This is a genomic window from Thiohalorhabdus denitrificans, from assembly GCF_001399755.1.
Lineage (GTDB): Bacteria > Pseudomonadota > Gammaproteobacteria > Thiohalorhabdales > Thiohalorhabdaceae > Thiohalorhabdus > Thiohalorhabdus denitrificans.
Map to the genome: position 1 here is coordinate 202,219 of NZ_LJCP01000014.1, position 24,985 is coordinate 227,203.

Annotated in this window: 20 protein-coding genes and 5 tRNA genes; 8 read left to right on the top strand and 17 right to left on the bottom strand. The window is 66.8% G+C overall.

Annotation, left to right across the window (positions count from 1 at the left end; all coding sequences use genetic code 11):
* Positions 1 to 72: 72 nt before the first annotated feature.
* Positions 73 to 1,131, bottom strand: coding sequence for a porin (locus AN478_RS12675; protein ID WP_054966985.1), 1,059 nt, complete (start codon positions 1,129 to 1,131; stop codon positions 73 to 75).
* 299 nt (positions 1,132 to 1,430) lie between these two features.
* Here AN478_RS12675 and AN478_RS12680 point away from each other — a divergent pair, with 299 nt between their 5' ends.
* The gene (locus AN478_RS12680; RefSeq protein ID WP_054966986.1) at positions 1,431 to 2,432 is read left to right on the top strand and encodes an MBL fold metallo-hydrolase; all 1,002 of its coding nucleotides are present in this window, start codon (positions 1,431 to 1,433) and stop codon (positions 2,430 to 2,432) included.
* Positions 2,433 to 2,558: 126 nt separating this feature from the next.
* On the opposite strand, the gene AN478_RS12685 is transcribed toward AN478_RS12680, so the two are convergent.
* Positions 2,559 to 3,041, bottom strand: a complete 483-nt coding sequence (locus tag AN478_RS12685) for an REP-associated tyrosine transposase (protein WP_054966987.1) — start codon at positions 3,039 to 3,041, stop codon at positions 2,559 to 2,561.
* 189 nt (positions 3,042 to 3,230) lie between these two features.
* Positions 3,231 to 4,943 (bottom strand): carbon starvation CstA family protein, encoded by a 1,713-nt coding sequence (locus tag AN478_RS12690; protein WP_054966988.1) that lies wholly within the window; start codon positions 4,941 to 4,943, stop codon positions 3,231 to 3,233.
* A gap of 123 nt (positions 4,944 to 5,066) precedes the next feature.
* Here AN478_RS12690 and AN478_RS12695 point away from each other — a divergent pair.
* Both AN478_RS12695 and AN478_RS12700 read left to right on the top strand, forming a co-directional pair.
* Positions 5,067 to 5,140 (top strand) — tRNA-Gln (locus AN478_RS12695).
* A gap of 270 nt (positions 5,141 to 5,410) precedes the next feature.
* Positions 5,411 to 5,914, top strand: a complete 504-nt coding sequence (locus tag AN478_RS12700; protein ID WP_054966989.1) for a DUF2062 domain-containing protein — start codon at positions 5,411 to 5,413, stop codon at positions 5,912 to 5,914.
* Between the two features lie 69 nt (positions 5,915 to 5,983).
* Here AN478_RS12700 and AN478_RS12705 read toward each other — a convergent pair whose 3' ends face one another.
* The 3 genes from AN478_RS12705 to gltX form a co-directional block, all read right to left on the bottom strand.
* On the bottom strand, positions 5,984 to 6,451 hold the full coding sequence (locus AN478_RS12705; protein ID WP_054967120.1) for a TIGR00645 family protein: 468 nt from the start codon (positions 6,449 to 6,451) through the stop codon (positions 5,984 to 5,986).
* 218 nt (positions 6,452 to 6,669) lie between these two features.
* Positions 6,670 to 6,745: transfer RNA gene (locus AN478_RS12710), tRNA-Ala, on the bottom strand.
* A 48-nt stretch (positions 6,746 to 6,793) separates the two neighbouring features.
* The gene (gene gltX, locus AN478_RS12715) at positions 6,794 to 8,209 is read right to left on the bottom strand and encodes a glutamate--tRNA ligase (RefSeq protein ID WP_054966990.1); all 1,416 of its coding nucleotides are present in this window, start codon (positions 8,207 to 8,209) and stop codon (positions 6,794 to 6,796) included.
* Positions 8,210 to 8,394: 185 nt separating this feature from the next.
* On the opposite strand from gltX, the gene AN478_RS12720 reads away from it, so the two are divergent.
* From AN478_RS12720 to AN478_RS12740, 5 genes are all read left to right on the top strand, one after another.
* Positions 8,395 to 10,053, top strand: coding sequence for a LysM peptidoglycan-binding domain-containing protein (locus AN478_RS12720; protein WP_054966991.1), 1,659 nt, complete (start codon positions 8,395 to 8,397; stop codon positions 10,051 to 10,053).
* Positions 10,054 to 10,059: 6 nt separating this feature from the next.
* Entirely contained in the window at positions 10,060 to 11,688 is a 1,629-nt protein-coding gene (locus tag AN478_RS12725; RefSeq protein WP_054966992.1) for a peptide-binding protein, read from the top strand.
* 25 nt (positions 11,689 to 11,713) lie between these two features.
* Positions 11,714 to 12,700 carry an ABC transporter permease gene (locus tag AN478_RS12730; RefSeq protein WP_054966993.1) on the top strand — a complete coding sequence of 329 codons (987 nt, stop codon included), beginning with the start codon at positions 11,714 to 11,716 and terminating at the stop codon, positions 12,698 to 12,700.
* The gene (locus AN478_RS12735; RefSeq protein ID WP_054966994.1) at positions 12,697 to 13,536 is read left to right on the top strand and encodes an ABC transporter permease; all 840 of its coding nucleotides are present in this window, start codon (positions 12,697 to 12,699) and stop codon (positions 13,534 to 13,536) included. The genes AN478_RS12730 and AN478_RS12735 overlap by 4 nt, the downstream gene beginning before the upstream one ends.
* 98 nt (positions 13,537 to 13,634) lie before the next feature.
* Positions 13,635 to 14,411, top strand: a complete 777-nt coding sequence (locus tag AN478_RS12740) for an enoyl-ACP reductase FabI (protein WP_054966995.1) — start codon at positions 13,635 to 13,637, stop codon at positions 14,409 to 14,411.
* A gap of 109 nt (positions 14,412 to 14,520) precedes the next feature.
* On the opposite strand, the gene AN478_RS12745 is transcribed toward AN478_RS12740, so the two are convergent.
* From AN478_RS12745 to AN478_RS12795, 11 genes are all read right to left on the bottom strand, one after another.
* Positions 14,521 to 15,291 carry a class I SAM-dependent methyltransferase gene (locus tag AN478_RS12745; protein WP_054966996.1) on the bottom strand — a complete coding sequence of 257 codons (771 nt, stop codon included), beginning with the start codon at positions 15,289 to 15,291 and terminating at the stop codon, positions 14,521 to 14,523.
* 331 nt (positions 15,292 to 15,622) lie between these two features.
* On the bottom strand, positions 15,623 to 17,221 hold the full coding sequence (locus tag AN478_RS12750) for a peptidylprolyl isomerase (protein ID WP_054966997.1): 1,599 nt from the start codon (positions 17,219 to 17,221) through the stop codon (positions 15,623 to 15,625).
* A gap of 163 nt (positions 17,222 to 17,384) precedes the next feature.
* Positions 17,385 to 17,462 (bottom strand) — tRNA-Asp (locus AN478_RS12755).
* 29 nt (positions 17,463 to 17,491) lie between these two features.
* A tRNA-Val gene (locus AN478_RS12760) sits at positions 17,492 to 17,567 on the bottom strand.
* A gap of 12 nt (positions 17,568 to 17,579) precedes the next feature.
* Complete coding sequence (locus AN478_RS12765) at positions 17,580 to 17,852, bottom strand: HU family DNA-binding protein (protein ID WP_054966998.1); 273 nt, start codon at positions 17,850 to 17,852, stop codon at positions 17,580 to 17,582.
* 255 nt (positions 17,853 to 18,107) lie between these two features.
* Positions 18,108 to 20,528 (bottom strand): endopeptidase La, encoded by a 2,421-nt coding sequence (gene lon, locus AN478_RS12770; RefSeq protein WP_054966999.1) that lies wholly within the window; start codon positions 20,526 to 20,528, stop codon positions 18,108 to 18,110.
* A gap of 86 nt (positions 20,529 to 20,614) precedes the next feature.
* A complete protein-coding gene (gene clpX, locus AN478_RS12775) occupies positions 20,615 to 21,907 on the bottom strand; it encodes an ATP-dependent Clp protease ATP-binding subunit ClpX (protein WP_054967000.1) in 1,293 nt (430 codons plus the stop codon).
* Between the two features lie 22 nt (positions 21,908 to 21,929).
* Positions 21,930 to 22,529 (bottom strand): ATP-dependent Clp endopeptidase proteolytic subunit ClpP, encoded by a 600-nt coding sequence (clpP, locus tag AN478_RS12780; RefSeq protein ID WP_269434451.1) that lies wholly within the window; start codon positions 22,527 to 22,529, stop codon positions 21,930 to 21,932.
* A 150-nt stretch (positions 22,530 to 22,679) separates the two neighbouring features.
* The gene (gene tig / locus AN478_RS12785) at positions 22,680 to 24,020 is read right to left on the bottom strand and encodes a trigger factor (RefSeq protein WP_054967001.1); all 1,341 of its coding nucleotides are present in this window, start codon (positions 24,018 to 24,020) and stop codon (positions 22,680 to 22,682) included.
* 447 nt (positions 24,021 to 24,467) lie between these two features.
* A tRNA-Leu gene (locus AN478_RS12790) sits at positions 24,468 to 24,552 on the bottom strand.
* 83 nt (positions 24,553 to 24,635) lie between these two features.
* Positions 24,636 to 24,890, bottom strand: a complete 255-nt coding sequence (locus AN478_RS12795) for a hypothetical protein (protein ID WP_054967002.1) — start codon at positions 24,888 to 24,890, stop codon at positions 24,636 to 24,638.
* Between the last annotated feature and the right edge of the window lie 95 nt (positions 24,891 to 24,985).

Sequence of the window (24,985 nt, forward strand, 5' to 3'; positions counted from 1 at the left end):
GGCCGACCCCGAGGGGTCGGCCTTTTCGGTTCCAGTCCCCGCTCGCGCGGGGCCCAAGCTTGCTAAGCGTGCTTAGAAGCTGGTCTGGAACTGGGCCAGGAAGGTGCCCGTGGCTTCGCCGGCGTCGTCGGTGACGGCCCGGGACCCGCCATGGTTGGTGATATCCTCGGTGTCCCCGCCGGGCAGCACGTAGTTCAGCTGGATGCGGGCCTCGTGCTTCACATCGGGGTTCAGGAAGATGTTGGCGCCCACGAAGGTCTCGGTGTAGTCGGTGTCGTTGGCATCCTCGCTGGAGGAGTAGTGCCGGACCACGCCCTCGACCATCGGGGTGAACATGTAGCCGGCGTGGGCGAACCACACGGACCGGTCGTTATCCTCGATGTTGTTCACGCCGGTGGCGTCGATGTACTCGGCCTTCAGGGTCAGGCCGGGCACGGGCTGAGACATCAGGCCGATGTCCATGACGGTTGCATCATCAGCGCTAACACCGCCAATTTGATCAACGCTGGCGGCGCTGACACCGTAGCCGACCTCGGCATGGAGCATCTTGCCCATGTCGTAGCTGAGGTTGCCGGCGTAGGCGTAATCCTCACCCGCGTTAGGGGTAGCGGCTTCATCAGCGATGCCGCGCACGGTCGGGTTGAACACGCCCACCTTGTAGCCGAGGCCCCCGGCGCCGCCGGAGAGCATCAGGCCCGCGGCGCGCTCCAGCACCAGGGACTTCTCCATGCCGCGCTTGGTGATGTCCAGCTTCTTGCCGGAGGTGTTGAAGTCCATGCCCACCGGGGTCTTGAACTGGCCGGCCTGGACGCTGGCCGCGCCGAAGTCATAACCCACCACGGCGTCCTTGATAACCGAGGGAAGGTCATAACCGGTTTGGCCACTCAGATCCCCCCGGTTGAAGTCCACCTGCAGCTTGGAGAAGGCGCCGGAGTCGAAGCTGGCCTTGTAGCCGATACGGACGCGGTCGGCACCGAAGGCGAAGCCGCCGCCGTCGCCGGTGGCGTTGTCTTCGCCTTGCTGCTCAAGGGTGATCTGGTTGAAGCCGAACCAGCTGACTTCGGAGTCGGCCTGGGCCATCGGGGCGGCCACGAGGCCGGCAATCGCGGTAGCAACGAGCTTGTTGCGCATGTTCTTCCTCCCTCTAGAGGTTTGGGCAATGCGATTGGTGGGGTTTGTAGCATAGCCCCGACACCCACGCAATACTTTCGGACTGCCGATTTCCCGTGTCCATGCGCCATAGGAGGAAGATGGGCCCATTTTTTTAACACGACCAGTTTTGTAGGCCGCGAAGGAGCGCAGGGTATCGATCGCTGTCAAAAGGTATATAAACTGGTACGGGAAGGCCTATAAAGGATTAGAACATGCGAATATTTCAATCTTTGGCGACAGTCGCACTTTCCATCTGTCTCCTCGCGACGACACAAGCGGTGTCCGCCGCCGGGGAGGACCACCCCATCCGCGTCGACATCCAGCCGGAGCCGGTGCAGGCGGCCCTGGAGGACCAGGAGCCCGGGGAAGTGCTGTCCCCGGAGGACACCCTGCGCGAGGTGGCTCCGGGGGTGTACGTCACCTACGGGGTGATCGGCACCATCGACGAGTTCAACCGCGGCTTCAACGGCAACGCCGGATTCGTGGTGACGGACGAGGGGGTGGTGGTGATCGACGCCCTGGGCAGCCCGCGCCTGGGCAAGGCTTGGCTGGAGACCATCCGCTCGGTGACCGACAAGCCCATCGAGTACCTGGTGCTCACCCACAACCACCCGGACCACTCCTACGGCGCCGTGGCCTTCCGGGAGGAGACCGACGCCACGGTGATCGCCCACCCGGCCACGGAGGACTACCTGCGCTCCAACCAGTTCGCCGACAGCGTGGCCTACCGGGAGGACCTGCTGGAGGAAGACTTCGAGGGCTTCGAGGCGGTGCATCCGGACGAGACGGTGGAGCCGGCCTTCGGCGAGCCGCTGGAGCTGGAGGTGGGCGGCGAGGCCTTCCACGTCTACAACGTGGGCGGCCACCACAGCTTCGGCGACCTGCTGATCCACATGCCGGACCGGCAGATCACCTGGGGCAGCGACCTGTACTTCCAGAACCGCACCACCTACATGCTCGACGGCAACCTGGAGGACTACTTCAAGGCGGACGAGCTGGCCAAGGGCCTGGAGACGGAGCTGATGATCCCGGGCCACGGCGTGGCGCAGGAGGGCCCGCCCTTCCCCATGCGCGAGAAGACCGTTTCCTACGTCACCCGACTGCGGGACATGATGAAGGACGCGGTGGAGAACATGGTGCCCCTGTCCGAGGCGGTGAACCAGGCCGAGGAGTCCTTCCCCGAGTGGGAGGACACGGCCCTGTTCGAGGAGAACCACCGCAAGAACGCCAACTTCATCTACACCCAGATGGAGCAGAAGCTCCTGTTCGGGGAGGAGTAGACGGGGCGGTCCGTCAGGGAGCATGTGGGAGCGGTCCGTGACCGCGACCGGACCTTCCATCTTGGGCAAGAGGAAGTCGCAGTCACGGACCGCTCCCACACCCTGCTTTCAGGCTCCCTAAGGCCTTCAGATCACTCTGCCTTTCCCGTCCAGCCAAGCGGCATCCCAGTGCGGATAGTCTTCAATCCGCTCCACCAGGCCTGCCCGCAGCGGATTGGCAATCACGTAGCGCGCCAAAGCCCGGAGGTCCTCCTCCTTGCGCACGGCGCGGTCGTGGAAGCCTCGTTGCCACACCGGCACCCCCTTGGTACCCCGAAAGGTATTAATCCGCTGCGCGGAGTAGGTTTTCACCGACCGCATCAAGGCGGTCAGGGAGAGGGGCCGCTCCAGTTGCACCAGCCAGTGGAGGTGGTCGGGCATAACGACGAAGGCCAAGGAACGCACCTCTCCCCGGTTATGGGGCACCCGCAGGCAGGCGACCAGGGAGCGGGCAAGAGGCAGGGACTCGAAAAGGGCTTCGCGGCCGGCCGTCACCGTAGTCAGGAGATAGGCCCTCCCGGGCTCGGAGTATCGGCCCCGTCGTAGCCGGTGATAGCCCTTTTCCGGCATTTGCAGACCCCTTTCGGTCGCGGCCACTGGCCGCTCCCACAAAAGAACCATCAGCCAGCCCTCCCAGACCCCTGTAGGAGCGGCTATCAGCCGCGACCCCTCAGGCATGTCGCGGCTGCCCTGGCCGCTCCTACAATCGGCCCATCAGCCCTCCCGGGCCCCTGTGGGAACGGCTATCGGCCGCGCTCCTCACTCGCCTTCGCCCGAGGCCACGACGCCCTCCCCCCGCCGCGCCTCGCGGTGGGCCCGCAGCATGGACAGCCCCTCCAGCACCACCCACAGGGCCAGGATCAGGATGATGCCGCCGACGATGGTCAGGGCCCAGTTGCCCTGGGCGATGTAGTCGGCGAGGTTGTAGACCATGGCGGTGACGGTGGCCACCAGCACCAGGACCATCGGCACGGCGGTGTAGATCACCGGCCGGCGCATGTGGAGCAGGTAGGCGGAGACCGCCAGCAGGGTGAGGGCGGCGAGGATCTGGTTGGTGGTGCCGAACAGGGCCCACAGATGCAGGCCCGCGGGCTTGCCGTCCACCTTGAAGAAGGCGAAGAAGCCGATGGCCGCCACGGCGAGCAGCGTGGCCACCCAGCGGTTCTCCAGGGCGCGCAGGTTGAAGGTGGCGCCGATCTCGTTGAGGTTGTAGCGCAGCAGGCGGGTGCCGGAGTCCACGGAGGTGAGCGCGTAGGCCACCACCACCACGGAGACGAAGGCCTCGGCGAGCCCGCGCGGCACCCCCCAGGAGTGGATGAACAGCCCGGTGCCCTGGATGAAGGCCCCGAGCTTGGCGTCCAGGCCGGAGCCCGCCTCCCAGGTGGCGTAGTGGTCCGCCCATTCGCCGTAGCTGGCGAAGCCGGCGGTGGTGGCCAGCACGGCGATGAGGGCCAGGAAGCTCTCGCCGATCATGCCGCCGTAGCCCACCAGGCGGGCGTCGGTCTCCTTGTCCAGCTGGCGGGCGGTGGTGCCGCTGGCCACCACGCCGTGGAAGCCGCTGATGGCGCCGCAGGCGATGATGATGAACAGGAAGGGCAGCATGGACGGTGCGCCCTCGGGGTTCGGGTTGACCGCGGGGGCGGCGAACTCCGGATTGAGCAGGAACAGGCCGACGAGGATGGCCGCCAGGGCCAGGTACAGCAGCAGGGAGTTGAGGAAGTCGCGGGGCTGCAGCAGCAGCCACACCGGCAGCAGGGAGGCCACCAGGGCGTAGCCCAGCAGCGCCCAGCGCCACACGGAGGCGTCCACGCCGAGCACGGGGTACTGCAGGCCACCGAAGGTGAGCGCCAGCACCGCCAGGAAGGCCACGGCGGTGAGCGGGCCCAGGCGCCAGCCGCGCCGGTAGTGGAGGAAGCCCACCACCATGGCCAGGACCATGAGCGAGAAGGTGGGCATCACAGCCTCGGGGTGCTGCACCACGCTCTCCGGGCCGCCGGCCGGCGAGGCGAACAGGGAGCCCACCACCAGCACGAACACCCCCATGGCCAGCGCCACCAGGAAGAAGATGATCAGCAGGAACAGCAGCTTGGCCCGGGGCGTGATGACCCGCTCCGCGATCCGCCCCACGGACTGGCCCTTGTTGCGCACCGACAGGGTCAGGGCGGAGAAGTCGTGGACAGCGCCGATGAGCAGGGCGCCCAGCACCACCCACAGCAGGGCCGGCACCCAGCCCCAGATCACCGCGATGGCGGGCCCCAGCATGGGCGCCAGGCCGGCCACGGAGGCGTAGTGGTGGCCGAACAGGACGTACTTGTTGGTGGGGACGAAGTCCAGCTCGTCGCGTTGGGCGTGGGCGGGAGTCACGGCCTGGGGGTCGAGCCGCCAGACCTTTTCCGCCAGGAAACGGCTGTAGTAGCGGTAGAAGACCAGGTACAGGACGATGGCGACGACGGCGACGGCGGCTGGACTCATCCCGGGCCCCTCGTTGGCTTGGGTTTGGAATAACCCGGGAAATCTAGCACATGGGGCCGTTCCGCCTAAGCCCGGGCCGGGTTGACCCGGTCCAAGGGAATCCTTATACTTGCCGGTCTCGTTTGGGGGATCGTCTAGTGGTAGGACGACGGATTCTGGTTCCGTTAACCCAGGTTCGAATCCTGGTCCCCCAGCCAAACGGATAGCAGGCCTCAGCCTCGCTTCGCCTCGGACCACCCGGTCCGGGGCGTTTTTCGTTGGACGCCCGCCGAGGCCGGTGGATGCGCCACGAATATCGGGCCCGGCCGGGGATGGGGGAACCCCGACCGGGCCGTCGTTGACCCACCGGACAGCCCCCGCTGTCCCGGGGCTCGGCTCCCTCGTTCAAGACGGGGGAGCCTTTTCCGGACAGGGCCCCCGGGCCCACCCTTGCACCGAGCCCAACCCCTGGAGCGGCCGCGGCCACCATGCACCGCTTCTTCCGCCGCAACCTGCCCACGGAGGCCCGCATCCGGGCCTGGGTGGGCGAGCATCCCCTCATGCGCCGCCTGCTGGCGCGTGCCGGCTTCTTTGGGCTGGACCGCCGCACCCTGGCCCGCGGGGTGAGCGTGGGCCTGCTCGTCGGCCTGACCCCCACGGTCGGCTTTCAGACCCCCCTCCTGATCCTCCTGTGCGTCCTGCTGCGGGCCAGCTTCCCGGCGGCCTTCCTGGTCTCCTGGGTGAGCAACCCCCTGACGGCCGCTCCGCTCTACTTCGCCTTCAACCGGACGGGGGAGGCGGTCTTCGGCGAATGGCTGGGGCTCTCGCCGTCGGGCGCCGCGGGCCACGCCGCAACCCAGACCCTCTATCTGGGCCTGGGCAGCCTGCTGATCGCCCTGCCCGCCGCCCTGGCGGGCTACTTCCTGTTCCTCGGCGCCTGGCGGCTGTCGGTGCTCTACAAGTGGCGGTCGCGGAGCAGTCGAGGGGCCTGAGCCCCCTGACCACGTCCCCTGGCGGGTCGCGGCCGCTGGCCGCTCCCACCCTCTACCCCCGACCCATCCTCAGTGCTTTTCCCCCAGACGGTCCATGAGCGCGAACAGGACGCCGGAGACCACGAAGGTCAGGTGGATGCCCACCTTCCAGGCCAGCTGCTCGTTGGACAGTTCGCCCACCTTGATGAAGGACTTGAGCAGCTCGATGGCGGAGATGGCGACGATGGAGCCGATCACCTTGAGCTTGAGGTCGGAGAAGTCCACGTGGCCCATCCACTCGGGCCGGTCCTCGTTGTCGCCGGTGTCCATCTTGGAGACGAAGTTCTCGTAGCTGCTGAAGATGATGATCAGCAGCAGGCTGGCCACCAGCGACAGGTCGATCAGGGCCAGGATGCCCACGATCAGCTCCCCCGTGCTGGCCTCGGGGAGGGTGCCCACCAGGTGCAGCAGCTCCGTAGCGAACTTGGCGAGCAGCAGGACCATACCGACGATCAGGCCGAGGTAGAAAGGAACCAGCAGCCACCGGCTGTTGAACATGAGGGATTCGAGGATCTTCTCCGCGCTCACAACAGGCCTCGCGTTGGGTGAAGGGCAATAGGGACCGATCCCGGCCCCTCCCCGGCTGGGTCCGGAGAAGGAGGGGTCGGTGCTCATGGGCACGGCCCGGCCCCCTTAAAGCGGAGGGCGGGGTCGTGCGCAGGGCTTTAGTGGGACAAAAAAAGCCCCGCCGGTCGGCGGGGCTTTTTTTCGGGATTTGGTGGAGCCGGTCGGGATCGAACCGACGACCTCGTGAATGCCATTCACGCGCTCTCCCAACTGAGCTACGGCCCCGAAATGAAGTGCAGAATTCTAGGCGTTGGCCGTTGGCCTGTCAAGGAGCTATTCGGCCTGCTCGGCGCGCTCCCGGATGTAGGCCAGCGCCCGATCCAGACGCTCAATGGTAGTGGACTGCCCCAGCAGTTGCAAGGTCACGTCGATGGGCGGCGAGACCGCGCCGCCGGATACCGCCACCCGGATGGGCTGGGCCACCTTGCCGAACTTCATGTCGCGGACGTCCACCACCTCCTGGATGACGCCGTGGACGGCCTCGCCGCTCCACTCCCCCAGGCCGGCCAGGCCGTCGCGCACCGCCCGCAGGGGCTCCTCCACCGCCGGCTTGAGGTTCTTCTTGGCGGCCTTCTCGTCGAACTCCTCGAAGTCCCGGAAGAAGAACAGGCCGGTTTCCGCCATCTCCGCCAGGGTCTTGGAGCGCTCCTGGAGGCTCTCGACGATCGGGAGGAGATCGGCCACCGCCTCCGGGTCGGCGTCCCGCTTGCGCAGCTGCTCCTTGAAGGGCTCCACCAGGTCCGCGGGGTCGCGCTCGCGGATGTAGTGGCCGTTGAGCCACAGGAGCTTGTCCTGGTTGAACACCGAGGCGGTCTTGCCCACCGCGTCCACGGAGAACAGCCGCAGCAGGTCGTCGCGGGCGAAGATCTCCTCGTCGCCGTGGGACCAGCCCAACCGCGCCAGGCCATTGACCAAGGCTTCGGGCAGGAAGCCGTCCTCCTTGTACTGCAGCACGCTTACCGCCCCGTGGCGCTTGGAGAGGCGCTTCTTGTCCTCGCCGAGGATCATGGGCACGTGGGCGTAGCGCGGCGGCTCCACCCCCAGGGCCGCCAGAATCTGCATCTGGCGGGGGGTGTTGTTGAGGTGGTCGTCGCCGCGGATGACGTCGGTGATGCCCATGTCCCAGTCGTCCACCACCACGGTCAGGTTGTAGGTGGGGCTGCCGTCGGAGCGGGCGATGACCAGGTCGTCGAGCTCGGCGTTGTCGAAGGGCACCGTGCCGTGGATGCGGTCCTCCACCACGGTCTTGCCACTATCGGGGGCCAGGAAGCGCACCACCGGGGGCACCCCTTCGCGGGGCTCCGTGCGGTGGCGGCAGCGGCCGTCGTACATGGGCTTCTTGCCCTGTGCGCGCTGCTCCTCGCGCATGGCGTCCAGCTCTTCCTTGGTGCAATAGCAGTGGTAGGCCTGCCCCGCCTCGAGGAGCTGGTGGATGACCTCCCGGTAGCGCTCGGTGCGCTGGCTCTGGAAGTACGGCCCCTCGTCCCAGTCGAGCTCGAGCCAGGACAGGCCGTCGAGAATGGCCTGCACGGCCTCGGGCGTGGAGCGCTCGGCGTCGGTATCCTCGATGCGGAGAACGAAGACCCCCTGGCTCTGCCGGGCGTGCAGCCAGGAGAACAGGGCGGTGCGGGCACCGCCAATGTGGAGATAGCCGGTGGGGCTGGGTGCGAAGCGGGTACGTACTGTCATTGAACGCTCGTCGTGGTCGGACACCGTGTCCAAAGATGTTATTGTGGCAGCTCTGCGCGACGTCCCCCGAAAAGGGGCCCGAATATTATCATCGTTACGACCGCCACAGAACGGCGGTTGGGGACGAACGGGGCGAAACCGCCGGAAACGGCGGCGCACCCGAACGCACAGGAGAGCCAACCTCGATGCGCACTCTGGCCTATCTCGGCATTTCCCTCTTCCTCTCGGGATGTGCCCAGCTGCATGACCCCTCTTCCGGCGCCGATTCCGACGCCGACCAGGAAGCCCGCAAGAGCGACCGGGAAAACAGGGAAAAGGTCGAGGCCGGCCCGGGAGCCGGAAAGCCCATGACCGCGCTGATCGAAACCCCTGCCGCACCCGTTCCGGAGGCCTCCAGGCAGGCCGGGACGTCCGACCCGGAGGGGAAAACGGCCCAGCCGGAGGAGCCCGAGGACTTCTGGAGCTACTACCTGCCCCGCCTGAAGCTGGACGCCCCCGACCACAACCAGGTCCAGGCCTTCATCCGCTTCTACCGCACCCATGACACCTACCTGGATCGCGTCTTCAATCGGGGCAAGCCCTTCCTGCCGCACATCCTGGAGCGTCTCGAGGAGCGGGACATGCCGCCGGATCTGGCCCTGCTGCCGGTGGTGGAGAGCGCCTTCCAGCCCTTCGCCTACTCATCGGGCCGGGCCGCCGGGATCTGGCAGTTCATTCCGGGCACGGGGCGCCACTTCAACCTGAAGCAGAACTGGTGGTACGACGGCCGGCGCGACATCCTGGCCTCCACGGACGCGGCCGTGGAATACCTCCACCGCCTCAACGAACGCTTCGACAGCTGGCTGCTGGCCCTGGCCGCCTACAACGCCGGGCCCGGCAACGTCAGCCGCGCCATCCGCCAGAATGAACGGCTCGGCAGGCCCACCGACTTCTGGAGCCTGAACCTGCCGCGCGAGACCCGGAGCTACGTGCCCAAGCTGCTCGCCCTTTCCCACGTGCTCCGCAACACCGAGGAATACGGCATCGAGCTCCCCGAGCTGCCCATGGAGAAGGGCTTCCAGGTGGTGAACCTGGAAAAACCGCTCGATCTGGCCAAGGCGGCCGAGCTCAGCGGCTCCGATATCGAGACCCTGTACCGCCTGAACCCGGGGCTCAACCGCTGGGCCACCCCGCCGGAGGGCCCCGGCCGCCTGCTCCTGCCCAAGGGTACCAAGGAGCGGTTCGAGGAGGGCCTGGCGGAGCTGGACTCCTCGGAGCGGGTGCAGTGGGCGCGGCACAAGATCAAGCGGGGGGAGGCGCTCTCCACCATCGCCTCCCGCTACAATACCACCGTATCCGTCCTCAAGGACGTGAACGACCTGCGCGGCACCCGCATCACCGCCGGCGATCACCTCCTGATCCCCACCTCTTCCGCCTCGGACCGGGAATACGCGCTGAGCAAGTCCCAGCGCCTGGCCGCCATCCGCGGCAGCGGCCCCAGCGACCGCTCCAAGGTGGTGCACCGGGTGCAGCCGGGGGACTCGCTGTGGGCCATATCCCGGCGCTTCGGCGTGCAGGTGGGCAAGCTGGCGAAGTGGAACGGCATGGCGCCCGGTGACACCCTCCGCCCGGGCCAGGAGCTGGCCGTCTGGGTGGACGGCGGCGGCAACGGCAGCGAGCGGTCCTCCAAGCTCCGGTACCGGGTACGCAGTGGCGATTCCCTGTGGTCCATCGCCCGCAAGTTCAACGTCACCGTGGACCGCCTCCGCAACTGGAACGACCTGGGCCAGCAGCAGATCCTGCAGCCCGGCGAGGGGCTGACCATCTACGTGGACCCCACCCGCCTGGCCGAGCACCAGGGCTGACCGGCGATGGCGGGTCGCGGGCGGCGCCTTCCCCGGTTCCCCTCCGCGGCGGCCCTGGCCCTGGCCCTGGCCGGCGGGGGCGACGGCGCCCATGGGGCGGAGCCCGTCCACGGGGGGGAGCGGATCGTCGCCATGGGCGCCGAGGCCTCCAACCTGATCCCCTTCATGGCGGGGGATTCCGCCTCCAACGCGGTGGGCGGCCTCATCCACGCCAGCCTGCTGCGCTACGACAAGAACCTGGAGCTCGTCCCCGGGCTCGCCGAGGACTGGGAGATCAGCGAGGACGGCCGCACCATCACCTTCCACCTGCGGGAGGGGGTGCGCTTCCCCGATGGGGAGCCCTTCACCAGCGAGGACGTGGTCTTCACCTGGGAGACGGTCACCGACCCCGAGACCCGCACCCCCTACGGGGAGCAGTACCGGCGGGTGAGCGAGGTGGAGACCCCCGACCCGCACACCTTCATCGCCCACTACGACGAGCCCTATTCCCCGGCCCTCTCCACCTGGGCGACCCTCGCCGTCCTGCCGGAGCACCTCCTGCGGGACGAGGACATCAACACCACGGGCTTCGCCCGGGACCCGGTGGGCCTGGGCCCCTACGCGCTGGAGCAGTGGCGGAGCGGCCAGTCGCTGCACCTGAAGGCCAACCCCGACCACTACCGCGGGGAGCCGAACATCACGCGGGTGTCGTTCCGCGTCATTCCCGACACCACCACCCAGTTTCTTGAGCTAGAGGCGGGGAACATCGACCAGATGAGTCCCTCCCCGACCCTGTTCGAGCGCACCTTCCCGAAGCGGGAGGACCTGCGCGAGCGCATCGCCACCTACCGCTACATGGGCAGCAACTACACCTACCTGGGCTTCAACCTCCGGCGCGAGCCCTTCACCGATATCCGCGTGCGGCGCGCCATCGCCCACGCCATCGACCGCCAGGAGCTCATCAAGGGGGTCACCCTGGGCCTGGCGGAACGGATCGCCGCACCCTACAAGCCCGGCACGCGCTGGTACCCCGAGGACATCGAGCCCTACGGCTACGACCCAGAGAAGGCGCGGGGCCTGCTCGAGGAGGCCGGGTGGGAGGATACCGACGGCGACGGCATCCGCGAGAAGAACGGCCGGGAGCTCTCCTTCGAGGTCCTGACCAACAACGACAACAAGGAGCGGCAGATCGCCGCCACCCTGATCCAGGGGCGCCTCGAGGAGGTGGGCATCGACATCCAGCTGCGGCTGGTGGAATGGGCCACCTTCATCAGCCAGCACATCAACACCCATGACTTCGATGCGGTGATCCTGGGCTGGAGCCTCTCCCCCGACCCGGATCAGTACAGCATCTGGCACTCCAGCCAGCAGGACCCGGGCCAGTTCAACTTTGTGGGCCTGGAAGACCCGGAGGTGGACCGGCTGCTGGAGGCCGGGCTGCGCGAGTTCGACCCCGAGGAGCGGGCGGAGATCTACCACGAGTTCGCCCACGAGCTCCTGGACGCCGCCCCTATCGTCTACCTGTACGCGCCCTACTCCCTCGCCGCCATCGACCGCCGCATCCGGGGCATCGAGCCGGCCCCGGCGGGGATCGAGCACAATGTGGAGGAGTGGTACATCCCCCGGGACCTCCAGCGCCACACGATCCAGCGGTAACCGCAGCCATGGACGGCCCGATGCCATGCTGATCTATCTTGCCAAACGCCTGCTGTGGATGATCCCGGTGCTGCTGGGCATCACCATCATCTCCTTCGGGGTGATGCACCTGGCGCCCGGCGACATCACCACCCTGGAGACCAGCCTCAACCCGCAGAGCGGGCAGGAGGCCCGTGAGCAGCTGCGCGAGGCCTACAACCTGGACGAGCCCCTGCACGTCCAGTACGGGCTGTGGCTCAAGCGGGTGGTGGCGCTGGACTTCGGCGAGTCCTTCAGCTCCGACAACCGGCCGGTGCTCGAAAAGATCGGCGAGCGACTGCCGGTGACGCTGGCCATCAACATCGCCTCCCTGCTGTTGATCCTGGCCGTGGCCCTGCCGGTGGGGGTGATCTCCGCGGTGCGCCAGAACAGCCTGCTGGACCGCAGCCTCACGGTGACCGTCTTCCTCGCCTTCGCCATCCCCGGGTTCTGGCTGGCGCTGCTCCTCATGGTGCTGTTCGGCGTCCAGCTGGGCTGGCTGCCGGTCTCCGGGATCCAGGGCTACGAATACGACCAGCTGGATTTCTGGGGCAAGCTGGCCGATCGCGCCCGACACCTGGTACTGCCCGTGGTGGTCTCCGCCTTCGCGGGCATCGCCGCCTTCTCCCGCTACGTGCGCTCCAACATGCTGGAGGTGATCCGCCAGGACTACGTGCTCACCGCGCGGGCCAAGGGCCTGCCGGAGGGGGCGGTGATCTACCGCCACGCCCTGCGCAACGCCCTGCTGCCGGTGATCACCCTGCTGGGCCTGTCGGTGCCGGGTCTGATCGGCGGCTCGGTGATCTTCGAGACCATCTTCGGGATCCCGGGCATGGGGCAGCTCTTCTACAACGCCGTGCTCATGCGCGACTATCCGGTGGTCATGGGGATCCTGGTGATTGGCGCCATCCTTACCCTGCTCGGCAACCTGCTGGCCGACCTGGCCTACGCGTGGGCGGACCCGCGGGTCCGCCGGGGGCTGACCTCCTCATGAGCCCCGCCGTCCGCCGCCTCCTGCGCAACCCGCTGGCCGTGGCCGGCGGGGTGATCGTCGGCCTCATGGCCGTGGCCGCGGTCTTCGCGCCCTGGCTCGCCCCCCACGACCCCTACGCCATCAACGTGGACCGCATCCTGGAGGGCCCCTCGGCGGAGCACTGGATGGGCACGGACCGCCTCGGCCGCGACGTGCTCAGCCGGGTCCTCTACGGCGCGCGGGTATCCCTCTCCGTGGGCTTCGTGGCCGTGGGCATCGCCACGGTGATCGGCGTGCTGCTCGGCAGCCTGGCGGGCTACTACGGGCGCTGGGCGGACAGCCTGATCATGCGCCTGGTGGACGTCATGCTGGCCGTGCCCACCTTCTTCCTGGTGCTGGCGGTGATCGCCTTCCTGGAGCCCAACGTCTTCAACGTCATGGCGGTCATCGGGCTCACCTCCTGGATGGGGGTGACGCGGCTGGTACGCGCCGAGCTGCTGTCCCTGCGCTCCCGGGAATTCGTACTCGCCTCCCGCGCCCTGGGGGCCAGCGACGCCCGGCTCATCGGCGTCCACCTGCTGCCCAACGGCATGGCTCCTGTGCTGGTGGCCGCCATCCTGGGAGTGGCGGAGGCCATCCTCATCGAGTCCGCCCTCTCCTTCCTGGGCCTCGGCGTGCAGCCGCCCTTCGCCTCCTGGGGCAACATCCTCACCGAGGGCAAGGACCACATCGAGTTCGCCTGGTGGTTGTCGCTGTTTCCGGGTTTGGCCATCTGGATCACTGTGCTCGGCTTCAACCTGTTCGGCGAGGGGCTGCGCGATGCCTTTGACCCCCGGCAGGAACAGGAAAAAGGGTAGTTTTGCGGCAGTTTCTTTTCAGCTCCGCCTCGAGCCTATAAACTAGCGCCACACAACCGTCTCCAAAGGCATCCAACCAGGCAGGAGCAGCACAGCTCATGGGTTTTCTCAGCGGGAAAAGGGGCATCATCTTCGGCGTCGCCAACAAGAGCTCCATCGCTTGGGGCGTTGCCCGGGCCATGGCGGACCAGGGCGCCGAACTGGCGCTCACCTACCAGAACGAAAGCTTCAAAAAGCGGGTTCAGCCGCTCGCCGAGGAGTTGGGCGCGGATCTGGTGCTCCCCTGCGACGTTACCGACGAATCGCAGGTGGAGGGGGTATTCAAGGAGCTGGAGAGCCAATGGGGCGGTCTGGATATCCTGGTGCATGCCCTCGCCTACGCGCCCAAGGAGGAGCTGCGCGGCGGCTACGTGGAGTCCACCACCAAGGAAGGCTTCATGACGGCCCATGATGTCAGCAGCTGGAGCCTCACCCGGCTGGCCCAGGGCGCCTACCCGCTCATGAAGAACCGCGAGGACGCCTCCATCCTGACCATGAGCTACCTGGGCGCGGAGCGCTACATCCCGCACTACAACGTCATGGGCGTGGCCAAGGCGAGCCTGGAGGCGAGCGTGCGCTACCTGGCGGCGAGCATGGGGCCGGAGGGCATCCGCGTGAACGCCGTGAGCGCCGGGCCCATCAAGACCCTGGCATCGAGCGGCATCGGCGACATGCGCCTGATCCTCCAGCACAACGAGGACCGCGCCCCGCTGCGCCGCAACACCACCATCGAGGAAGTGGGCAACACCTCCGCCTTCCTGGCCAGTCCCTTGGCCTCCGGCATCACAGGCGAGGTGCTCCACGTGGACAGCGGCTACCACAGCGTCGCCATGTGAACGCCCGCCCAACGGCGCACGAAAAGGCCCCCGTCACCGACGGGGGCCTTTTCGTTGCGGGTTCCGCTCCCGGCGACCGCAATCCCTTCCCGATCCTGTCTTACGGAGGCTAGGCCTTGGGCTTGTAGGCCACCTGCTGGATGAAGTCCACGTTCTCCCGGTCGTAGGGCTTCTCGAAGTCGCCGTAGCGCTCCACGTTGATGAAGCCGGCGTCCTCCAGGAGGTGGGAGACGTAGTCCTGGCGCAGCGGGTACATGTTGAGCTGGAAGTGGGCGCCATCCGGGAACTTGTACTCGAAGCGGGCCAGGTAGCGGTTCAGCTCCGCCGGGTAGGCGTCCACCCCCTTGCCGGTGTAGTAGTGCTGGTGCGAGGAGGTGTAGCCGTGGTCCAGCATGGAGTCGTAGTTGCGGTGGTCGATGATTACCACGCCGCCGGGGCGCACCACCTTGAAGAAGGCCTCCATGGCATCCCGCCGGGCCTCGTGCTCGAACAAGTGGGTGAAGGAGTTGCCCAGGCATACCAGGGCGTCGAAGCGCTCCGTGCCCACCTCCTTGTCCAGCTTCACCCAGTCCGCCACCTTGGTCTCGGCGAAGGTCACCCCCATCTGGGCGGCGTTCTCCCGGGTCTTGGCGATCATGTTCTCGGAGCCGTCGGCGGCCGTGACCACCAGGCCGGACTTGGCGAGGTTGATGGCGTTGAAACCGGTACCGCAGGCCACATCGGCCACCTCGCGCACACCCGATCCCTTGAGCAGGCGCTCGTAGAACCCGCCCTCGGAGGCGGCACGGGATTCCCAGCCCACCAGATCGTCCCAGTAGTCGACGAAGTCGGGGGTGTATTGGCCGTACTGGTTGCCGGTGTTCACGTTGCGAATGGTCATGACTGCTCCTTCTTGGCTGTCGATGGCGGCCGGCGGGCCGCCTCACAGCCCCTACTGTAGGTGGAAGGAACGGATCCATACAGATTCATAGTCCAGTTAATATACCGGTACAGTTTTGTGCGGACGGAAACTGTACTGCCTGCCGCGCCCGGGACTGTACCGCGTAACCGCCAGGGGCGGCCGGGAGGGGAATCCAAGGTGGGGGAAAGGGTGCACACGCGCGGTGCCCCGTCCGGAGAGGGATCCACCAACAAAAACGCCCGGGCGACGGTATCGACCGTCCCCGGGCGGAATCCCGCCTGTCCGGCGAGGGGCTATCAGGCCGGTGGGCTCAGCCGTTCCCGGAGCCGAACTCCTTCAGGATACGCACCCCGTGCCGCTGGCGGAGCTGATCCATCACCGCCTGCATGCGGGACTCGCCCCGATCCAGGCGCACCCCGGAGCGGAGCTTACGGAGCTGGCCCTCCTCCAGATCGTCGCGGCCGGGCTGGATAACCTCCTCCACCCGGAACACGGCGAAATCGGACCGGTCCATCCGGGCCACCCCGGCCGCGCTGGATTGGGCGGCGAAGGCCGATCCCGCGAGGTCCCCGGGGAGTCGGGACCCCGCCTCCGAGCGGGTAATCGGCCCGGCCTCCTCCACCTGGACGCCCAGGTCCTCCAGCTGTCCGGCCAAAGACCCTCCCTGGGCCACGGCCTCGCGGATCTCCTCCGCCCGCTTCCGGGCCAGCTCCCGGGCCCGCTCCCGGCGCAGGTCCTGGCGCACCTCCTCGCGCACCTCCTCCAGCGGGCGGGCCGAGGGCGGTTGGCGCTCCAGGACGTGCAGGCCCACAAAGCGGTTATCCTCGAGCTCCAGATCCTCGGAGTTCCGGCCAACGCCCACGTCGAAGGCGGCCTCGCGGAAGGCGGGGTCCTCGGGAACCCCGTCCGGCAGGTCCCCGTTACGCGGGATCCAGGGGGAGGTGCGCGCCTCCAGGCCGAACTCCTCCGCCGCGGCGGTCAGGTTGTCCCGGGTGTAGAGGAGGTCCTGGAAGGTGGGCAGGCGGTCGTAGATCCGCTGCTCCGCCTGCTCCCGGCGCCAATCCTCCGCCACCTGGTCCCGCACCTGTTCGAAGGGTGCCGTCTCCCCGGCATCGTCGGTGTATCGGCCGGCGTTGGCTTCGTAGTAGGAGCGCAGTTGGTCGCTGCCCGGCTCCCCCATCTGCCCGGCCACGGTCTCGGGGCTCAGGACCACGTACTCCACCTTGGCCCGGGCCGGTCGACGGTAGCGGTCCTGGTGCTCCTCGTAGTACGCCTCCACGGCCGCGTCTTCCAGGGTCACCTGGTCGCGGAATTGGTCAGGGGCCAGCCGTCCGTAGCGGATGCGGCGCTCCTCGTTGCGGGTCCGGTAGGCCTCCCAGACCTCCTCCTCGGCCACCAGGGTGCCCTCGTAGAAAAACCCCTGGTAGGCCTGCACCGCCAAGTCCCGACGCACCCGGTTCTCGTACTGGCTGGGCCCGAGGCCCATGCGACCGAGGATGCTCTCGTACTGGCTGGTACTGAACTCGCCGCCCTGCTGGAAGGCCGGCTGGCCCCGGATGGCCAGCCGCACGGCCTGGTCGCTGGCCGTCAGGCCCAGGCGCTCGGCCTCCAGCTCCAGGAGCCGTTCCCGGATCAGGTCCTGAAGGACCTGGCGGCGGAGCCGCTCGGGATCGATCTGGTCCGGGGAGAACCGATCCCCCATCACCTGGCGCAGGCGATTCCGCTCGCTCCGCACCCGGTTCTCCAGGCCCCGCTGGGTGATCTCCTGGTCGCCCACGGTGGCCACCGTAACCGAGGAGTTTCCGGAGAAGTAATCCCCCACTCCCCAGAAGACGAAGCTCAGAACGATCAGGCCGAACAGGACCTTGACGATCCATCCCTGGGCCTGGCGGCGCATGAAATCGAGCATTTACGGGGTCCTTGCTCCGTTCGTGGTGGTTATGGATCCGCGCCCGGACCGAGCCGGGAAGAAGGCCACCAAGATAAAGGCCCGCGGGATGGAACTGAACCCCCTGCGGCCCCCTGTGACCGGGCATAAAAAAAGCGAACCCGGAGGTTCGCTTTTACAAAAATGGCGGGGCGGACGAGACTCGAACTCGCGACCTCTGGCGTGACAGGCCAGCGCTCTAACCAAACTGAGCTACCGCCCCGCAAATGGAAAACGTATTATAACGAGTTTTGGTGGGCGGTACAAGGTTCGAACTTGTGACCTCCGGTGTGTAAGACCGGCGCTCTTCCAACTGAGCTAACCGCCCGCCGAAAACCCCTTATTTTACGGAATCCTTGAGGTTCTTGCCAGCCTTGAACTTGGGAACCTTGGTCGCCGCGATCTGGATGGGCTTGCCAGTCTGGGGGTTGCGGCCCTGGCGCGCCGGACGCTCGGACACGGAAAACGTCCCGAAGCCGACGATGCCCACTTCTTCGCCCTTGGACAGGGAATCGGAGATCCCCTCGAACACCGCATTTACGGCCCGCCCGGCCGCAGCCTTGGACAGGTCCGCGTCTTTCGCCACCTTCTCGATCAGGTCGGTCTTGTTCACAGTACTCCCCTTTCTTCCGGTGAGTGACCCTGATTTCTTATACGGGCCCGTGCGCGACAGTGTCAACCATGAGAAAACCCACGCCAAGGCCCCCTGACAAAAAAATCCACCAAATTTTGGAAATTCGGTTGGTTGTCCGGCTACGCGTCAGCGTATCCCGGACACTGGAAATGCAACATACCAGCGTTCATTCCGAGGCTCAACACAAAAAAAACCGGGTCGGAACCCGACCCGGTTTTCTAAATTTATAATTTTCTAATGTGCTGTAGGTCTTCCCTGCGCGGTATCCCGTTCCTCGCCCTTGGCGGCCGGCCCGGTCCCAGGAAGCGGCTCGGGCAGATACTCCAGGGCGATCCGCAGGACCTCGTCGATGGTGTCCACCGCGTGGACCTGCAGGGGATCCTTGATATTGGCGGGGATCTCCGTGAGGTCCTTCTCGTTCTCGCGGGGGATGATCACCTCCTTGAGACCGCTGCGCCGGGCCGCCAGGAGCTTCTCCTTGAGGCCGCCGATGGGCAGGACCCGCCCCCGGAGGGTCAGCTCGCCGGTCATGCCCACATCCGCCCGCACGGGGATGCCCGTGAAGGAGGAGATGATGGCGGTGCACATGCCGATGCCGGCCGAGGGGCCGTCCTTGGGCGTGGCGCCTTCGGGAACGTGCACGTGGATGTCGTGCTTCTGGTAGAAATCGTCCTCCAGGCCCAGCCAGCGCGAACGGGCCCGCACCACGCTCATGGCCGCCTGGATGGACTCCTGCATGACGTCACCCAGCTGGCCGGTGATGGTCAGCTTGCCCTTGCCGGGCACCACCGTGGCCTCGATGGTGAGGATGTCGCCCCCCACCTCGGTCCAGGCCAGGCCGGTAGCGGCCCCCACCTGGTTCTCCTCCTCGGCCTGGCCGTAGCGGTAGCGCGGCACGCCCAGGTACTTGTCCAGGTTCTTATGGGTAACCTGCACCTTCTTGCGCTTGGACTCGGTGAGTAGTTCCTTGGCCGCCTTGCGGCACAGGGTGCCCATCTCCCGCTCCAGGTTGCGGACGCCGGCCTCCCGCGTGTAGCGGCGGATGATGTCGAGGATGGCGTTACGGGAGACGGTGAGCTCGTCCTCCTTGACCCCGTTCGCCTCCTTCTGCTTGGGAAGCAGGTACTTCTCGGCGATATGGAGCTTCTCCTCCTCGGTGTAGCCGGGGAGGTGGATGATCTCCATGCGATCCCGCAGGGCCGGCGGGATGTTCATGCTGTTGGCGGTGGTGAGGAACATCACCTGCGACAGGTCCACCTCCGCCTCCAGGTAGTGGTCCTGGAAGTGGCTGTTCTGCTCCGGGTCGAGCACCTCCAGCAGGGCGGAGGCCGGGTCGCCCCGGAAGTCCATGCCCATCTTGTCCACCTCGTCCAGCAGCATGAGGGGGTTGCGGGTGCCGGTCTTGGCCAGGTTCTGGACGATCTTGCCCGGCAGGGCGCCGATGTAGGTGCGCCGGTGGCCGCGGATCTCCGCCTCGTCGCGCACGCCGCCCAGGCTCATACGGATGAACTTGCGGTTGGTGGCGCGGGCGATGGACTTGCCGAGCGAGGTCTTGCCCACGCCCGGGGGACCCACCAGGCAGAGGATGGGACCCTTGAGCTTCTTGGACCGCTGCTGCACGGCCAGGTACTCGAGGATCCGCTCCTTGATCTTCTCCAGCCCGTAGTGGTCCTCGTCGAGCACCTGCTGGGCCTTGGCCAGATCGCGGGTGAGCCGCGACTTCTTCTTCCAGGGCACGGAGACCAGCCAGTCGATGTAGTTGCGGACGACGGTGGCCTCGGCGGACATGGGGCTCATCATGCGCAGCTTCTTGAGCTCCTTGTCGGCCTTCTCCTTGACCTCCTTGGGCATGCCCGCCTGCTCGACCTTCTCCTCCAGCTCGTCTACCTCGTTGCCGCCCTCCTCGAGCTCGCCGAGCTCCTTCTGGATGGCCTTCATCTGCTCGTTGAGGTAGTACTCGCGCTGGGACTTCTCCATCTGCGACTTCACGCGGCCGCGGATGCGCTTCTCCACCTGGAGGAGGTCGATCTCCGACTCCATCAGGCTGTAGAGGTGCTCCAGGCGCTCGCGGAGGTCCTCCATCTCCAGGACCTCCTGCTTCTCCTCCACCTTCAGGGAGAGGTGGGCGGATATGGTGTCGGCGAGCCGCGCCGGGTCCTCGATGGAGGACAGGCTGGTGAGCACCTCCGGCGGCGTCTTCTTGGAGAGCTTGACGTACTGCTCGAACTGGTTGATCACCGAGCGCATGAGGGCATCCATCTCCTTGTCCTCATACGCGCTCTCGGCGAGCAGCTCCACCCGCCCGACGTAGTGCTCGTTCTCGGTGCGGAATTCGCTCACCTTGGAGCGTTTGCCGCCTTCCACGAGCACCTTCACCGTGCCGTCGGGCAGCTTGAGCAGCTGCAGGATGGTGGAAAGGGTGCCCACCGTATGGATGCCCTCGGCCTCGGGCTCGTCCACGGAGGCGTCCTTCTGGGCGACCAGCAGGATCTGCTTGTCGTTGGCCATCGCCTCCTCGAGGGCGGCGATGGACTTCTCCCGGCCCACGAACAGCGGGATCACCATGTGGGGGAAGATCACCACGTCCCGCAGCGGCAGGACGGGCACCACGTCCCCGGTTTGCGCGGTAATCTGGTTCTGTTCCTGTTCGGCCATAGCGTTATTTACCTTCCCCGGTACTCAACGGCGCCTGTCCCCGCGATCGGGGCAGGCGCCGCCGGGCACCTTTGGATGCGGGGGCCTCAGCGGCTCGCGTCGCCCCCGGCATAGCGGTTCTCTTCCTCGTCCTCGTAGATCAGCAGCGGCTCGCCGCCCTCCTCCACCACGGAGGCGTCGATGACGCACTTCTTCACGCCGGACATGGAGGGCAGCTCGTACATGATCTCGAGCATGGAGGATTCGAGGATGGAGCGCAGACCCCGGGCGCCGGTCCCCCGCTCGATGGCCTTGCGGGCCACCGCGCGCAGGGCCTCGTCGCGCAGCTCCAGCTCCACCCCGTCCATCTCGAACAGCCGCTGGTACTGCTTCACCAGGGAGTTCTTGGGCTCGGTGAGGATGGAGATCAGGGCCTCCTCGTCGAGCTCGTCCAGGGTGGCGAGCACGGGCAGGCGGCCGACGAACTCGGGGATCAGGCCGTACTTGATCATGTCGTCGGGCTCCACCTTGCGCAGCAGCTCGTCGCGCTTGCCCTTCTCGTCCTCGCTGCGCACCTCGGCGGCGAAGCCGATGCCGCCCTGCTCGCTGCGCTGCCGGATCACCTCTTCCAGACCGTTGAAGGCCCCGCCGGCGATGAACAGCATGTTGGTGGTGTCCACCTGCAGGGTCTCCTGCTGGGGATGCTTGCGCCCCCCTTGCGGCGGCACCGAGGCGGTGGTGCCCTCGATGAGCTTGAGCAGGGCCTGCTGCACCCCCTCGCCCGACACGTCGCGGGTTATGGAGGGGTTCTCGGACTTGCGGGTGACCTTGTCGATCTCGTCGATGTAGATGATCCCCTTCTGCGCCTTCTCCACGTCGTAGTCGCAGTTCTGGAGGATCTTCTGGATGATGTTCTCCACGTCCTCGCCGACGTAGCCCGCCTCGGTAAGCGTGGTGGCGTCGGCGATGGCGAAGGGAACGTTGAGGATCCGCGCCAGGGTCTGGGCCAGCAGGGTCTTACCGGAGCCCGTGGGGCCCATGAGCAGGATGTTGCTCTTGGAGAGCTCCACCTCGTCGTCGAGCCCCTGGGACTCCAGGCGCTTGTAGTGGTTGTACACCGCCACGGACAGGACCCGCTTGGCGAAATCCTGGCCCACCACGTAGTCGTCGAGGGTCTCGTAGATCTCGCGGGGCCGCGGCAGGCCCTCCATGCCCGACAGGGAGGCGGGCTCCTCCTCCTCCTCGGCGGTGATCTCGTTGCAGAGATCCACGCACTCGTCGCAGATGAAGACCGAGGGGCCCGCGATCAGCTTGCGGACCTCGTGCTGGCTCTTTCCGCAGAAGGAGCAGTAGAGAAGCTGCTCCCCGCCGTTGTTGCGGCCTTCGTTGTCGTCGCTCATCGCAGAATACCTTTAGCCGGTCCTAGGCGGTCCCTCCGGAGGGGCGGTTCTCCAGGACCGAATCAACGAGTCCATAATCCACCGCTTCGTTCGCGGACATGAAGAAGTCGCGCTCGGTGTCCTCTTGGATCCGTTCGTAGCTTTGACCCGTGTGCTCCTGCATGATCTTGTTCAGGGTCTCCCGGGTCTTGAGGATCTCGCGGGCGTGGATGTCCACGTCCGTGGCCTGGCCCTGGAAGCCCCCGAGCGGCTGATGGATCATGGCCCGGGAGTGGGGCAGCATGTGGCGCTTGCCCTCGGCCCCGGCAGTCAGCAGTAGGGCCCCCATGCTGGCGGCCTGGCCCACGCACAGGGTGGAGACGTTGGGCCGCACGAAGCGCATGGTGTCGTAGATGGCCAGCCCGGCCGTCACGGAGCCCCCGGGGCTGTTGATGTAGAGGTAGATGTCTTTGTCGGGGTTATCCGCCTCCAGGAACAGCATCTGGGCCACCACAACGTTGGCCATGTGGTCCTCCACCGGACCCACCAGGAAAACGATGCGCTCCTTGAGGAGGCGGGAATAGATGTCATAGGCACGCTCGCCGCGGCCGGTCTGCTCCACGACCATGGGGACGTAGCCCAGGGCCTGCGTATCGCCCGCTCCGTGCCGGCTCGGTTCCCAATCCAATTGCGGTTCCTGATCTTTTCGGTTGGTTGAAGGTATCGGGCAGTCCCTTAGATGGGGATGGCGCCCCAGGGTTTCAAGGTGGCGCCATCCTCGCCGGGGCCGCCGTCACTCGCTGCCTTCCCCCGACTCTTCCTCCCAGCCCAAGAGGGTGCTGACGGGCACTTTTTCCTCGTTGATCTGGGCGTTCTCAACGATCCAATCTACCACCTTGGTCTCGAGCGCTCTACCTTCGACCTCCTGCATCTGCTCCTGGTTCTGGGCCACGTACTGCAGGAACTGATCGCGCTGCGAGCCGTACTGGTCGGCCATACGCTCCAGCTCCTCCCGGATCTCGTCCTGGCTCGTCTCGACGCCCTCGATGCGGGCGATCTCCGGGACCATCAAGCCGATCTTGACCTGGTTCGTGGCGTTCTCCCGGAACTGCTCGCGCAGCTCGTCGGAATCCAGATTCAGGGTATCGGGATCCAGGCCCTGCTGGCGGTACTGGTTCTTGTGGGATTCCACCAAGCGGTCCAGCTGGCGCTCCACCAGCTGGTCGGGGACCTGGAAGTCGTTGGCCTCGGCCAGCTTCTCGAAGATCTGGCTGCGCAGCCCCTCGCGGGTGCGCTCGGTCACCTCCTTCTCCAGGCCCTCTTGAATGTCGGAGCGCAGGGTCTCCAGCTTGCCGTCCTCCACGCCGAAGGACTTCATGAAGTCCTCGTCCAGCTCCGGCAGCTTCTTCTCGCGCACCTCCTTGACGGTCACCTCGAACTGCGCCGTCTTGCCGGCCAGCTCCTCGCGCGGGTAGTCCTCCGGGAAGGGCACGTCAATGGTGCGGGTCTCGCCGGCGGTGGCGCCCACCAGGCCCTCTTCCATCTCCTTCAGGTGGCGGCCCTCGCCCACCTCCATGGTGTAGTCGGTGGCCTCGCCGCCTTCGAAGGGCTCGCCGTCGATGCGGCCGACGAAGTCGATGAGCACCTGGTCGCCCTCGGCGGCGGCGCGCTCCACCTTCTCGTAATCGGCGCGCATCTGGCGCAGGCGCTCGACGGTGTCGTCGATGTCGGACTCGCTCACCTCGGCGGTGCGCTTGTCGAGCTCCATGCCCTTGTAGCCGGTGGGCTCGATCTCCGGGTAGATGTCGAAGGTGGCGGTGTAGGAAAAGTCCTGATCCCGCTGCAGCTCCCCGGGCTCCAGCTGGGGCTGGGCCACGGGGTTCAGGGAATGCTCCTCCAGGGCGTTGGGATAGGTCTCGGACACCAGGGCGTTAAGCACCTCGCCGTAGACCTCGTCCCGGTATTTGCTCTCCACCACGGACAGGGGCACCTTGCCGGGCCGGAAGCCCGGAAGCTTGACGTTCTTGGCGAGCTGGCGCAGCCGCTGGTCGAGCTCCCGGTTCACCCGCTCGGCGGGCACGGTCACGGTCACCTGGCGCTGCAGCCCGGAACCCTCGTTTACCGAAACTTCCATGTTCTGCCCCTCGTTGGCTATTTCCTGGTTGCAAATCGGTCCGGGCCCTCCCGAGCCCGCTTGCCCGCGCCGGTTCGGATCGGGGGCCGGCGCTGGGTCGCGGCGACGACAGCGAACGGGCCCTATGCATGGCGGGGGAGCTCAAGCGGGATAATCGCGGGAGGGATTGCGGGTCCGAGTGTCCTGGCTCAGGAATTCGTTGCAATTCTGCGAGCCGGGAGGGCGGGCGCGAGCTCGGAGCCGGGCCGCAGGCGGGCTGCCTGCCCGTCAAGGGCCGGCGACGCCGCGCCGTCCGCCCTCCCGGATCGCCCGCAGGGAGCTCCTGCGCCGGCCCGGCGCCGCGTTGCGCCTCCTCCGCGGGCAAGCAGCCCGCCTCAAAGGCGCGCCTTGCTCCGAACCGGCGCAGGAAGCTCAGAAATGTAACGAATTCCTGAGCCAGGACACTTGTGGTGCGAAAGGGGGGACTCGAACCCCCACGCCCGAAGGCACTGGATCCTAAATCCAGCGCGTCTACCGATTCCGCCACTTTCGCACGGCGGTCGAGCGGCGAAGGCTACCACATGGCCCCATACCTGCCTAGACCACCAAAACGCAAGGGTCTGGGGCCGGGCCGGCTCAGGAGATGGGCACGCCGGGGGCCATCCGCACGCATTCGAACAGGGTGACGCCCGCGCTGGAGACGTGGTCGAACTGGTGGCCGTCCACCGGCCGCCCTTCGCGGTCGAACCAGTGGCCCTCGCGGTCGCGGTAGGCCACCATCCGGCAGTAGAAGGCCACGGCGTCGGCGTCGTGCCAGCGGTCCCATTCGGCGGTGTCGGGACAATCGCACACAAAACGGCAGCCGCAGTGCGTCCGGATCATGCGCTGCATGGCCTCACCCCCTCCGGCTGCCTGGAGACGCACCCCCCTTCATACCGCGGCATTTCGGCAAACGCAATGCCCCCGGAAAAACTCCGGCCATACCG